Here is a 13150-nt window from a genome sequence, read left to right on the forward strand (position 1 = left end):
GCTCCGGTATGGCGCCGCACTCACCCTTCAGTCAGGAGAGACCGGTGTCAGACGTCCGTGTGATCATCCAACGCGATTCCGAGCGGGAAGAACGCGTGGTGACGACGGGCACTACGGCCGCCGAGCTCTTCGCCGGCGACCGCTCGGTCATCGCCGCGCGCGTGGCCGGTGAGCTCAAGGACCTCTCCTACGAGGTCGAGGACGCCGAGACCGTCGAAGGCGTCGAGATCTCCTCCGAGGACGGTCTCAACATCCTGCGCCACTCCACCGCGCACGTCATGGCCCAGGCCGTGCAGGAGCTGTTCCCCGAGGCCAAGCTGGGCATCGGCCCGCCGGTGCGGGACGGCTTCTACTACGACTTCGACGTGGAGAAGCCCTTCACGCCCGAGGATCTCAAGGCCATCGAGAAGAAGATGCAGGAGATCCAGAAGCGCGGCCAGCGCTTCTCCCGCCGCGTCGTCACCGACGACGCCGCCCGCGAGGAGCTGGCCGGCGAGCCGTACAAGCTGGAGCTGATCGGTCTCAAGGGCTCCGCCTCGCACGACGACGGCGCGGACGTCGAGGTCGGCGTCGGCGAGCTGACGATCTACGACAACCTGGACGCCAAGACCGGCGAGCTGTGCTGGAAGGACCTCTGCCGCGGTCCCCACCTGCCCACCACCCGGAACATCCCGGCGTTCAAGCTGATGCGCAACGCGGCCGCCTACTGGCGCGGCAGTGAGAAGAACCCGATGCTCCAGCGCATCTACGGCACCGCCTGGCCGTCCAAGGACGAGCTGAAGGCGCACCTGGAGTTCCTCGCCGAGGCCGAGAAGCGCGACCACCGCAAGCTGGGCAGCGAGCTCGACCTGTTCTCCATCCCGGAGCAGATCGGCTCCGGCCTCGCCGTCTTCCACCCCAAGGGCGGCATCGTCCGCCGGGTCATGGAGGACTACTCGCGGCGCCGCCACGAGGAGGAGGGCTACGAGTTCGTCTACACCCCGCACGCGACGAAGGGGAAGCTCTTCGAGACCTCGGGCCACCTGGACTGGTACGCCGACGGCATGTACCCGCCCATGCAGCTCGACGAGGGCGTGGACTACTACCTCAAGCCCATGAACTGCCCGATGCACAACCTGATCTTCGACGCGCGCGGCCGGTCCTACCGTGAACTTCCCCTGAGGTTCTTCGAGTTCGGCACGGTCTACCGCTACGAGAAGTCGGGCGTGGTGCACGGCCTGACCCGGGCCCGCGGCTTCACCCAGGACGACGCGCACATCTACTGCACCCGCGAGCAGATGTCCGAGGAGCTCGACAAGACCCTCACCTTCGTCCTGAACCTGCTGCGCGACTACGGCCTGACCGACTTCTACCTGGAGCTGTCCACCAAGGACCCGGAGAAGTTCGTCGGCAGTGACGAGGCCTGGGAAGAGGCCACCGAGACGCTGCGCCAGGTCGCCGAGAAGCAGGGCCTGCCGCTGGTCCCGGACCCGGGCGGTGCCGCCTTCTACGGCCCGAAGATCTCCGTGCAGGCCAAGGACGCCATCGGCCGCACCTGGCAGATGTCGACCATTCAGCTCGACTTCAACCTGCCGGAGCGCTTCGACCTGGAGTACACGGCCGCGGACGGCTCCAAGACCCGACCGGTCATGATCCACCGCGCGCTGTTCGGCTCGATCGAGCGCTTCTTCGCGGTGCTCCTGGAGCACTACGCGGGCGCCTTCCCGGCGTGGCTGGCGCCGGTGCAGGCGCTCGGCATCCCGATCGGCGACGCCCACGTCGAGTACCTGGAGAAGTTCGCGGACGCCGCCCGCAAGCAGGGCCTGCGCGTCGAGGTCGACTCCTCCTCGGACCGCATGCAGAAGAAGATCCGCAACGCCCAGAAGCAGAAGGTGCCCTTCATGGTCATCGCGGGCGACGAGGACATGGCCAACGGCGCCGTCTCCTTCCGCTACCGCGACGGCTCGCAGGAGAACGGCATCCCCGTCGACGAGGCCCTCGCGAAGATCGCCAAGGTCGTCGAGGAGCGGACCCAGGTCTGACCGCACGGAGTGACTGAAAGGCCCCCGGGCGATCCCGGGGGCCTTTTCCGCGGGCCCCCGGCCACGCCATATGCTGCACGCATGACGAGTGAGCCGGAGCAGCAGTGGGGAGTGGGCACGCAGGACGCGTTCCAGCGTCTGTGGACGCCCCATCGGATGGCGTACATCCAGGGCGAGAACAAGCCCAGCGGCCCGGGTGCCGACGACGGCTGCCCCTTCTGCGCGATCCCGGCCAAGTCCGACGAGGACGGCCTGATCCTCCGGCGCGGTGAGCGTGTGTACGCGGTGCTCAACCTGTACCCGTACACCGGCGGTCACCTGATGACGGTGCCCTACCGGCACGTGGCCGACTACACGGACCTCACCGCGCAGGAGACGGCGGAGCTCGCCGAGCTCACCAAGCAGGCGATGACGGCGCTGCGCACGGCGTCGGGCGCGCACGGCTTCAACATCGGTATGAACCAGGGCACGGTCGCGGGCGCGGGCATCGCGGCCCACCTGCACCAGCACGTGGTGCCGCGCTGGGGCGGCGACACCAACTTCATGCCGGTGGTCGGCCACACCAAGATCCTGCCGCAGCTCCTGGCGGACACCCGCAAGATGCTGGCGGACGCCTGGCCGACGGGCTGACCGGGGCGAAGGCCCGCACCGGCCGGCCGAACCGGACGCGGGCCCCGGGGCATCCGGCCCGTCCGGCGAGCGCGGACGGGGTCGTTCAGGCCGACGGGGGTGCCGGAGGCGAGACCCCCGGCACCCCCATCTCGACCTTCACGAGGCTCAGGCGTCGTAGACGTCGGCCTTCTTGGGCGCCGCGTCCTGCACCGCCGTGCTCAGCGACGACGACCGCGCACCGAACTTGGCCGTGTCCACGCCGTTCTCCTCCAGCACCTTGATCGCGGCGGAGTGCACCACCCGCAGCACCGGAGTCGCCGCACGCAACGCGTCGTCCGCCATGAACCGGTGCCGCCACGGCTTGTCCGCCCACGCGTGACGCAGACCGAACGGCTCGGGCAGGCTCAGCTTGCCGCCGAGCCAGTACAGCAGCGGCGGGTACCAGGTCAGCGGCGCCCGGGCGGCCAGGCGCACCACCTCGTCCGAGTCGACCAGCGGGAGCTTGACCTTCCGGGTCTCCCAGAACCGGATCGACTTCTGGACCTCCTTCTCCTTGGCCGCGGGACCACTGGTGAACAGCGAGTGCACCGGCCCCAGCGCGTGCCCGGTCACCTCGATGCGCAGCGTCTGGTGCAGCACGGTCACCGTGATCAGCATGGTGATCACCAACTGGCCGTCCCACAGCGTCCACTGCACTCCCAGGTAGTGCCGGTCGCCCGCGCCGAACTGCTGCTTGTTGCAGATCTCCTGCACGGCGTGCGGCTTGACCTGGTACGCCTCGACGTCCGTGCCGTCGGGACGGGACACCGACCCGGCGTTCTCACCGATCGGGGTGACGATCCAGTGGCGCACCGACGGCTTGGGGAAGCCTCCGGTGTGCAGCGGCCCGCGCTCCAGCATGCGCAGCTGGTCGTGGATGGCCCGGACGACGTCCCAGCTGCGGAACGGGTTGATCTCCCGGCCCGGGTCCGCCGGCACCAGGTCCTCGGCGAGCTGCCAGCTGCCCCAGCGCGTGCCCATGCCGAGTATGCCCTTGGGCCCGGCGTAGAACACGGAGTTGGACTGCTGCTCGGCGCTGAGCCGGGCCAGGGACTGGCGCAGCGCCTCGGCCGCCGTCTCACCGGGGCTGCTCGGCACCGCCTCGGGCACCTTGGCGCCGACGCTGCTGCCGGAGAGCAGGCTGCTCCAGCGGTCCCGCAGGTCGTGCGCGGTGCGCTCGCAGATCCGCTTGGCCCAGAACCAGCCCACCACCGGGGCGATCACCGACGCCCGCGCGTACCAGCCCCAGAACCCGTCGAACGGCATGCGGATCAGGAACAGCACGGCGAGCCCGCCCACCGCGACCAGCAGGGTGGTCGCGAGCATGCCGGCCCGCTTGTCCTCGCGCTTGGCCATCGTCGTGCGGATCTGGAAGACCAGCAGCCACACGAGGAGACCGGGCAGGAACAGCAGCCCGCACAGGACCATGATCGCGCTCAGCCAGTTGTCGCGCTCCCGGCGGATGCGGTGCGCCGCGAGCGCGTGCTCCACCACCACCTGCGGCTGGGTGCCGAAGGACTGGATGAGCGGCGCGCGGCCGGAGCCCAGCATCCGGTCGATGACCGCCCGGGAGAACGCCTCGCCCAGGTTCGGCCGGAACAGCGCCAGCCGGGGCTTGCTCACCGCCGATTTGTGCCATTCGTTGTTGGCCTTGAGTATCTCCTCGGCCTCGTTGTCCCGATAGGCGGCCGAGGCCAGCGCGAACGTCGGCGTCTGCCCCTCGTCGCCCGTGCGCGGTACCTGCGGACCGAAGAAATCCGCGTAACCGCTCTCAACGGTCATTCCCGCCCCCGATCGCCGCGACTGTCGTCATGCGGCCTTCCCGACTTCCGTACTGTGCACACCTGTTGATCAGGTATTCAGCGTATCCGCAGCCGTTGTCGTCCGTCGGTGGAAGGCCCAAGCCGCCCCCAGGTGCGGAGTGAAGCGTTCCGAAGTCGTCCGGAACCGAGGCGCGTGCGCGGGCGCCCGCCGGGTCTCCCCGCGGGCGCCCGGCGCAGGCCCGGGCGGGGCCGGCGCGGCCTACGAGGCCTTGCGCGCCTCCTCCTTGACCCGTTCCGCGACCTGGGGCGGCATGGGCTCGTGCCGCGCGTACCGGCGGCTGAAACGGGCGGTGCCGTGCGACAGGGACCGCAGGTCGACGGCGTACCGGCCGATCTCGATCTCCGGGACCTCGGCCCTGACGAGGGTGCGACCGCCGGGCGACTGCTCGGTGCCGAGCACCCGGCCGCGTCGCCCGGACAGATCGCTCATCACGGCGCCGACGTAGTCGTCGCCGACCAGCACGCTCACCTCGGCCACCGGCTCCAGCAGATGGATCCTCGCGTCCGCGGCGGCCTCCCGCAGGGCCAGCGCGCCCGCCGTCTGGAACGCGGCGTCGGAGGAGTCAACCGAGTGCGCCTTGCCGTCGAGGAGCGTCACCCGCACGTCGATCAGCGGATGCCCCGCGGCGACCCCCTTCACGGCCTGGGCGCGTACGCCCTTCTCGACCGACGGGATGAACTGCCGCGGCACGGCGCCGCCCACCACCTTGTCCACGAATTCGATGCCGGAGCCGTTGGGCAGCGGTTCCACCTCGATCTCGCAGATGGCGAACTGGCCGTGCCCGCCGGACTGCTTGACGTGCCGTCCGCGCCCGGCGGCCCTGCCGCCGAACGTCTCCCTGAGCGACACCCGGTGCGGTACGACGTCGACCTGGACGCCGTAGCGGTTGCGCAGCCGCTCCAGGGCCACGTCCGCGTGAGCCTCGCCCAGACACCACAGCACCACCTGGTGGGTGTCCTGGTTCTGCTCCAGGCGCATCGTCGGGTCCTCGGCCACCAGCCGGGCCAGGCCCTGCGAGAGCTTGTCCTCGTCGGGCTTGCTGTGCGCCTGGATGGCCAGCGGCAGCAGCGGATCGGGCATCTCCCACGGCTCCATGAGCAGCGGGTCGTCCTTGGCGGACAGGGTGTCCCCGGTCTCCGCGCGGCTCAGCTTCGCCACGCACGCGAGATCGCCCGCGATCACGTGCGACACCGGCCGCTGCTGCTTGCCGAACGGCGTGGACAGGGCGCCGATCCGCTCGTCGACGTCGTGGTCCTCGTGGCCCCGGTCGGCCAGCCCGTGCCCGGAGACGTGCACCGTCTGGTCGGCGCGCAGGGTGCCGGAGAACACGCGGACCAGCGAGATCCGGCCCACGTAGGGGTCCGAGGAGGTCTTCACGACCTCCGCGACCAGGGGTGCGTCGGGGTCGCACGGCCGGAGCTCGCGCGGCCGGCCGTCGACCGTGGTCACGCCCGGGGTGCCGTGCTCCAGCGGGGTCGGGAAACCGCGCGTGATCAGTTCCAGCAGCTCCACCGTGCCGAGCCCCTGGCGGGCGCCCTCGGCGGCCGGGGCGGCGGCCAGGACGGGGAAGAACGCCCCGCGCGCGACCGCCCGCTCCAGGTCCTCGATCAGCGTCCTGACGTCGACCTGCTCGCCGCCGAGGTAGCGGTCCATCAGGGTCTCGTCCTCGCTCTCGGCGATGATCCCCTCGATCAGCCGGTTGCGCGCCTCCTCGATGAGCGGCGACTGCTCCTCGTCCGGCTCGGACTCCTTGCGCTCACCGGTGGAGTAGTCGAACAGCTTCTTCGACAGCAGTCCGGTCAGGCCGGTCACGGGCGCGTGCCCGTCGGCCCCGGCCGGGCCGTGCAGCGGCAGGTACAGCGGCAGCACGGCGTCGGGGTCGTCCGCGCCGAAGGTCTCCGCGCAGACCCGCGTCATCTCCTCGAAGTCGGCGCGGGCCGCCTCCAGGTGCGTGACGACGATGGCGCGCGGCATGCCGACGGCCGCGCACTCGTCCCACACCATCCGGGTCGAGCCGTCCACGCCGTCCGAGGCGGAGACGACGAACAGGGCCGCGTCCGCCGCCCGCAGACCGGCCCTGAGTTCCCCGACGAAGTCGGCGTATCCGGGGGTGTCCAGCAGATTGACCTTGATGCCGTCCCATTCGACGGGCACCAGCGACAGCTGGACGGAGCGCTGCTGCCGGTGCTCGATTTCGTCGTAGTCGGAGACGGTGCCGCCGTCCTCCACGCGGCCCGCCCGGTTCACCGCTCCCGCGGTCAGCGCGAGAGCCTCCACCAGCGTCGTCTTGCCCGATCCGGAGTGGCCGACCAGCACCACATTCCGTACGGACGCGGGGTGGTCGGCCGCCTGTGCCCTGCCGGCGGCTCCGGGGTGTGTGTGCGCCTTGTCGCCCATGATCCTGCCTCCCGTGCACGGTGAGGTCACTGTGGGCGCGGACCCGCGGAATCCGCGTGCGGTGCGGCTCCGGCGACGCCCGCGGTCATTCGAGCTTTCCACTCCCGTCACGGCGCGTCCATACGAAGGACGTGATCCCGGCGTTCGGCCAGCTCACGGCGGTGCGGGCCGTCCCGGCGGCGGGGCTCGGCGGCGGCGCCCGGGTGCCCCGCCACCGCCCCCGCGCCCGCGTGGCTACGATTGGGCCCGCCGGGTGGCCAGTGGGGCCACGCGGCCCACCGACCGTCGGGAAGGCCATGCTGAACAAGTACGCGCGTGCATTCTTCACGCGTGTCCTCACACCGTTCGCCGCGTTTCTCATCCGGCGGGGGGTCAGCCCCGACACGGTCACGCTCATCGGCACCGCGGGTGTGGTCGCGGGCGCGCTGGTCTTCTACCCCATGGGCGAGTTCTTCTGGGGCACGGTCGTCATCACGCTGTTCGTGTTCTCCGACCTCGTCGACGGCAACATGGCGCGCCAGCTGGGGCGTTCCAGCCGCTGGGGCGCCTTCCTCGACTCCACCCTCGACCGGGTCGCCGACGGGGCGATCTTCGGCGGCTTCGCCCTGTGGTACGCGGGCGGCGGCAACGACACCGTCCTGTGCGCGGTGTCGATCTTCTGCCTGGCCAGCGGCCAGGTGGTGTCGTACACCAAGGCGCGCGGCGAGTCGATCGGTCTGCCGGTCGCGGTCAACGGGCTGGTCGAGCGGGCCGAGCGGCTGGTGGTCTCGCTGGTCGCGGCCGGCCTCGCGGGCCTGCACGCGTTCGGTGTGCCCGGCATCCAGTACCTGCTGCCCGTCGCCCTGTGGATCGTGGCCGTCGGCAGCCTCGTCACGCTGATCCAGCGCGTCGTCACCGTGCGCCGGGAGTCCGCCGAGGCGGAGGCCGCGGAGTCGCAGGAGCCCCAGGGGAGCGAGGCCGCCAAGTGAGCGCCCAGGAGCGCCTGACCGACGCCCTCTACGGCGCCGGCTGGAGCACGGTCAAGCGACTTCCCGAACCGGTCGCCGTCCGCCTCGGCCGGACCATCGCCGACCTCGCCTGGAAGCAGCGCGGCAAGGGCGTGCTGCGGCTGGAGAGCAACTACGCGCGCGTGGTGCCGGACGCGGGCCCCGAGCGGCTCGCCGAGCTCTCCCGCGCGGGGATGCGGTCGTACCTGCGCTACTGGATGGAGTCCTTCCGGCTGCCCGCCTGGAGCGCCGAGCGCATAGCGGACGGCATCGACGTCAAGGACCTGCACCACCTGACCGACGGCATGGCGGCCGGCAAGGGCGTGATCCTTGCGCTGCCCCACCTCGCCAACTGGGACCTGGCCGGCGCCTGGGTCACCACCCGGCTCGGCATCCCGTTCACCACCGTCGCCGAGCGCCTCAAGCCGGAGACGCTGTACGACCGGTTCGTCGCCTACCGCGAGGGCCTGGGCATGGAGGTGCTGCCGCACAGCGGAGGCTCCGCCTTCGGCACGCTGGCCCGGCGGCTGCGCGACGGCGGGCTGGTCTGCCTGGTCGCCGACCGCGACCTGTCCGCCTCCGGCGTCGAGGTGCGGTTCTTCGGCGAGACCGCCCGGATGCCGGCCGGCCCCGCCCTGCTCGCCCAGCAGACCGGGGCGCGGCTGCTGCCGGTGACCCTCTGGTACGACGACTCGCCGGTGATGCGGGGCCGGGTCCATCCCCCGGTCGAGGTCCCCGAGTCAGGTACGCGGGCCGAGAGGACGTCTGTCATGACACAGGCGCTGGCCGATGCCTTCGCCACGGGGATCGCCGACCACCCGGAGGACTGGCACATGCTGCAACGGCTGTGGCTGAAGGACCTCGACCCCGCGCGGGATCAGGCGACGGCCCCCGGGCAGGACCGGGAGGGCACCTCGTGAGGATCGGCATCGTCTGCCCGTACTCCTGGGACGTGCCCGGCGGCGTCCAGTTCCACATCCGCGACCTGGCCGAGTACTTCATCCGCCTCGGCCACCAGGTGTCCGTCCTCGCCCCGGCCGACGACGACACCCCGCTGCCGCCGTACGTCGTCTCGGCGGGCCGCGCGGTGCCGGTGCCGTACAACGGCTCGGTGGCCCGGCTGAACTTCGGTTTCCTGTCGGCCGCGCGGGTGCGGCGCTGGCTCCACGAGGGCGCCTTCGACGTGGTCCACATCCACGAGCCGACCTCTCCCTCGCTGGGCCTGCTGACCTGCTGGGCGGCCGAGGGGCCGATCGTCGCCACGTTCCACACGTCCAACCCGCGCTCCCGCGCGATGATCGCCGCGTACGCGATCCTCCAGGCCGCCCTGGAGAAGATCAGCGCCCGGATCGCGGTGAGCGAGTACGCCCGCCGCACCCTTGTCGAGCACCTGGGCGGCGACGCGGTGGTCATCCCCAACGGCGTCGACGTCGACTTCTTCGCGAAGGCCGAGCCCAGACCGGAGTGGCAGGGCGACACCATCGGTTTCATCGGCCGCATCGACGAGCCCCGCAAGGGCCTGCCGGTACTGATGAAGGCCCTGCCGAAGATCCTCGCCGCCCGCCCGCAGACCCGGCTGCTGGTCGCCGGCCGCGGCGACGAGGAGGAGGCGGTCGAGTCGCTGCCCCGCGAGCTCCGCCCGCGCGTGGAGTTCCTCGGCATGATCAGCGACGAGGACAAGGCCCGCTTCCTGCGCAGCGTCGACCTGTACGTGGCCCCCAACACCGGCGGCGAGAGCTTCGGCATCATCCTGGTCGAGGCGATGTCCGCGGGCGCGCCGGTGCTCGCCTCCGACCTCGACGCGTTCGCCCAGGTGCTCGACCGGGGCGCGGCGGGTGAACTCTTCGCCAACGAGGACGCGGACGCGCTCGCCGAGGCGGCCCTGCGCCTCCTGGCGGACCCGGAGCGCCGCGCGGAGCTGCGCGAACACGGCAGTGCCCACGTCCGCCGCTTCGACTGGTCGACGGTCGGCGCGGACATCCTGTCGGTCTACGAGACCGTGACGGCGGGTGCGGCGGCCGTGGCGGCGGACGACCGCGCGACGGGCCTGCGCGCCAGGTTCGGGCTGGCCCGGGACTAGGACGACGCCGTCGCCGCGCGGCGAGGCAGCCGGGGCGGGAGCCGGCGGGAGGGCGCCGCGGAGCGGCGGGCCGCCGCTGGGAGGGGGCGGGGGAGCGGCCCCCGGCTCGGAACCGGGGCCCGGCGGTACTAGCCTTCCGCCCGTGACCGCAACCCTCATCTGGATCCTCGTCGCCCTCGTCGCCATCGGCCTCTACCTGAGCTGGACGGCGGGGCGGCTGGACCGGCTGCACGCCCGGATCGACGCCGCCCGTGCCGCGCTCGACGCGCAGCTGCTGCGCCGCGCCTCGGTGGCGCAGGAGCTGGCGACCTCCGGAGTGCTCGACCCGGCCGCCTCGATCGTGCTGTACGAGGCGGCGCACGCCGCGCGGCAGGCGGTGGAGGAACAGCGCGAGGTCGCCGAGAGCGAGCTGAGCCAGGCGCTGCGCGCCGTTTTCGCCGACGCCCAGCAGGTGGACGCGGTCCGGGAGGCGCCCGGGGGAGAGGACGCGGCCCTGGAACTCGCCGAGGCCGTGCGCAGGGTGCCGATGGCCCGCCGCTTCCACAACGACGCGGTGCGGGCCGCGCGGGCGCTGCGCCGGCACCGCAAGGTGCGCTGGTTCCGGCTGGCGGGACACGCGCCCTTCCCGATGGCCTTCGAGATGGACGACGAGCCGCCGGCCGCCCTGATCGAACGGGCCGCATAGGGGCCGTTTCCGGCCACGCCCCGCGGATGCCGCCGACCGAAAAGGATCCACCGCCTTCCCATTGGCCCTTGCTGTGGACTGCTCCGCTCACGTTTCCTCGGTGCTGCAGAAACCCCCTCTTTCCCCTCAGCGAGGTCATTCGTGTCCAGCACGCTCACCGAAAACCAGGGTCCCGAGACCGGCACCGCGCGCGTGAAGCGCGGCATGGCCGAGCAGCTCAAGGGCGGCGTGATCATGGACGTCGTCACGCCGGAGCAGGCGAAGATCGCCGAGGACGCCGGCGCCGTCGCCGTCATGGCCCTGGAGCGGGTCCCCGCCGACATCCGCAAGGACGGCGGCGTGGCCCGGATGTCCGACCCGGACATGATCGAGGGCATCATCGACGCCGTGTCCATCCCGGTGATGGCCAAGTCCCGCATCGGCCACTTCGTCGAGGCCCAGGTGCTGCAGTCCCTCGGCGTCGACTACATCGACGAGTCCGAGGTCCTCACCCCGGCCGACGAGGTCAACCACTCCGACAAGTGGGCGTTCACCACCCCGTTCGTCTGCGGTGCCACCAACCTGGGCGAGGCCCTGCGCCGCATCGCCGAGGGCGCCGCCATGATCCGCTCCAAGGGCGAGGCCGGCACCGGCAACGTCGTGGAGGCCGTGCGCCACCTGCGCCAGATCAAGAACGAGATCGCCCGCCTGCGCGGCTACGACAACAACGAGCTGTACGCCGCCGCCAAGGAGCTGCGCGCCCCGTACGAGCTGGTCAAGGAGGTCGCCGGGCTCGGCAGGCTCCCGGTCGTGCTGTTCTCCGCCGGCGGTGTGGCCACCCCGGCCGACGCCGCGCTGATGCGCCAGCTCGGCGCCGAGGGCGTCTTCGTCGGCTCCGGCATCTTCAAGTCCGGCGACCCGGCCAAGCGCGCCGCCGCCATCGTCAAGGCCACCACCTTCTACGACGACCCGAAGATCATCGCGGACGCGTCCCGCAACCTGGGCGAGGCCATGGTCGGCATCAACTGCGACACCCTCCCCGAGGCCGAGCGCTACGCCAACCGCGGCTGGTAACCCCTCATGACCGAAGCACCCGTCATAGGCGTCCTGGCTCTCCAGGGCGACGTACGGGAGCACCTCACCGCCCTGGCCGCGGCCGACGCCGCGGCCCGGGAGGTGCGGCGCCCCGAGGAACTCGCCGAGGTGGACGGCCTCGTCATCCCGGGCGGCGAGTCCACCACGATCTCCAAGCTGGCCGTCCTGTTCGGCCTGATGGAACCCCTGCGCGCGCGTGTACGCGACGGCATGCCCGTCTACGGCACCTGCGCCGGCATGATCATGCTGGCCGACAAGATCCTCGACCCGCGCTCCGGGCAGGAGACCGTCGGCGGCATCGACATGATCGTGCGCCGCAACGCCTTCGGACGGCAGAACGAGTCCTTCGAGGCCGCGGTCGACGTCAGGGGCGTCACCGGCGATCCGGTGGAGGGCGTCTTCATCCGCGCCCCCTGGGTGGAGTCCGTCGGCGCCGCCGCCGAGGTGCTCGCCGAGCACGACGGCCACATCGTCGCGGTCCGCCAGGGCAACGCCCTGGCCACGTCGTTCCACCCGGAACTCACCGGGGACCACCGCGTGCACGGCCTGTTCGTCGACATGGTGCGCGCGAACCGGGCGGCCGAGTCCTTGTAGGATTCCTGCGTTCGTTGCAGAGATGGGTTACGCGAAGGAGACAGGCAGATGTCCGGCCACTCTAAATGGGCCACGACGAAGCACAAGAAGGCCGTGATCGATGCCAAGCGCGGCAAGCTCTTCGCGAAGCTGATCAAGAACATCGAGGTCGCCGCGCGGATGGGCGGTGTCGACCTGGAGGGCAACCCCACCCTCTACGACGCCGTCCAGAAGGCCAAGAAGCAGTCGGTGCCGAACAAGAACATCGACTCCGCGATCAAGCGCGGCGGCGGTCTCGAGGCCGGCGGCGCCGACTACGAGACCATCATGTACGAGGGCTACGGCCCCAACGGTGTCGCGGTGCTCATCGAGTGCCTCACCGACAACCGCAACCGCGCCGCCTCCGACGTCCGTGTCGCGATGACCCGCAACGGCGGCTCCATGGCCGACCCGGGCTCGGTGTCGTACCTGTTCAACCGCAAGGGCGTGGTGATCGTCCCCAAGGGCGAGCTGAGCGAGGACGACGTCCTCGCCGCCGTCCTGGACGCGGGCGCCGAGGAGGTCAACGACCTCGGTGAGTCCTTCGAGGTGCTCAGCGAGGCCACCGACCTGGTCGCGGTCCGCACCGCCCTCCAGGACGCCGGCATCGACTACGACTCCGCCGAGGCCAACTTCGTCCCGACCATGCAGGTCGAGCTGGACGAGGAGGGCGCCAAGAAGATCTTCAAGCTGATCGACGCCCTGGAGGACAGCGACGACGTGCAGAACGTCTTCGCCAACTTCGACGTGAGCGACGAGATCATGGAGAAGGTCGACGCCTGACGTCGCCGAGGGCTGCAACGGCTCGACGGGCCGACGG

General features: G+C 71.3%; 11 protein-coding genes. 9 read left to right on the top strand and 2 right to left on the bottom strand.

What is annotated here, in order from left to right; all coding sequences use genetic code 11:
- Positions 1-44 precede the first annotated feature (44 nt).
- Positions 45-2021, top strand: a complete 1977-nt coding sequence (gene thrS, locus FHX78_RS28985; RefSeq protein ID WP_145870341.1) for a threonine--tRNA ligase — start codon at positions 45-47, stop codon at positions 2019-2021.
- A gap of 81 nt (positions 2022-2102) precedes the next feature.
- Complete coding sequence (locus FHX78_RS28990) at positions 2103-2651, top strand: HIT family protein (protein WP_145870342.1); 549 nt, start codon at positions 2103-2105, stop codon at positions 2649-2651.
- A 147-nt stretch (positions 2652-2798) separates the two neighbouring features.
- On the opposite strand, the gene FHX78_RS28995 is transcribed toward FHX78_RS28990, so the two are convergent.
- On the bottom strand, positions 2799-4454 hold the full coding sequence (locus FHX78_RS28995) for a hypothetical protein (protein WP_145870343.1): 1656 nt from the start codon (positions 4452-4454) through the stop codon (positions 2799-2801).
- A 240-nt stretch (positions 4455-4694) separates the two neighbouring features.
- Positions 4695-6893, bottom strand: a complete 2199-nt coding sequence (locus FHX78_RS29000) for an elongation factor G-like protein EF-G2 (RefSeq protein WP_145870344.1) — start codon at positions 6891-6893, stop codon at positions 4695-4697.
- 296 nt (positions 6894-7189) lie between these two features.
- Between FHX78_RS29000 and pgsA the strand changes: the two genes are divergently transcribed.
- From pgsA to FHX78_RS29035, 7 genes are all read left to right on the top strand, one after another.
- Entirely contained in the window at positions 7190-7861 is a 672-nt protein-coding gene (gene pgsA, locus FHX78_RS29005; RefSeq protein ID WP_145870345.1) for a phosphatidylinositol phosphate synthase, read from the top strand.
- A complete protein-coding gene (locus FHX78_RS29010) occupies positions 7858-8799 on the top strand; it encodes a phosphatidylinositol mannoside acyltransferase (RefSeq protein ID WP_145870346.1) in 942 nt (313 codons plus the stop codon). The genes pgsA and FHX78_RS29010 overlap by 4 nt, the downstream gene beginning before the upstream one ends.
- Complete coding sequence (locus FHX78_RS29015; RefSeq protein ID WP_145870347.1) at positions 8796-9959, top strand: glycosyltransferase family 4 protein; 1164 nt, start codon at positions 8796-8798, stop codon at positions 9957-9959. The genes FHX78_RS29010 and FHX78_RS29015 overlap by 4 nt, the downstream gene beginning before the upstream one ends.
- Before the next feature lie 142 nt (positions 9960-10101).
- Positions 10102-10644: a LemA family protein gene (locus FHX78_RS29020; RefSeq protein WP_145870348.1), complete on the top strand. Its 543-nt coding sequence runs from the start codon at positions 10102-10104 to the stop codon at positions 10642-10644.
- Between the two features lie 141 nt (positions 10645-10785).
- Entirely contained in the window at positions 10786-11697 is a 912-nt protein-coding gene (gene pdxS / locus FHX78_RS29025; protein WP_145870349.1) for a pyridoxal 5'-phosphate synthase lyase subunit PdxS, read from the top strand.
- Positions 11698-11703: 6 nt separating this feature from the next.
- Entirely contained in the window at positions 11704-12312 is a 609-nt protein-coding gene (gene pdxT / locus FHX78_RS29030) for a pyridoxal 5'-phosphate synthase glutaminase subunit PdxT (protein WP_145870350.1), read from the top strand.
- A 48-nt stretch (positions 12313-12360) separates the two neighbouring features.
- Positions 12361-13113: a YebC/PmpR family DNA-binding transcriptional regulator gene (locus FHX78_RS29035; RefSeq protein WP_145870351.1), complete on the top strand. Its 753-nt coding sequence runs from the start codon at positions 12361-12363 to the stop codon at positions 13111-13113.
- Positions 13114-13150: the final 37 nt, after the last annotated feature.

Origin of the sequence: Streptomyces capillispiralis (genome assembly GCF_007829875.1) — a bacterium.
GTDB lineage: Bacteria > Actinomycetota > Actinomycetes > Streptomycetales > Streptomycetaceae > Streptomyces > Streptomyces capillispiralis.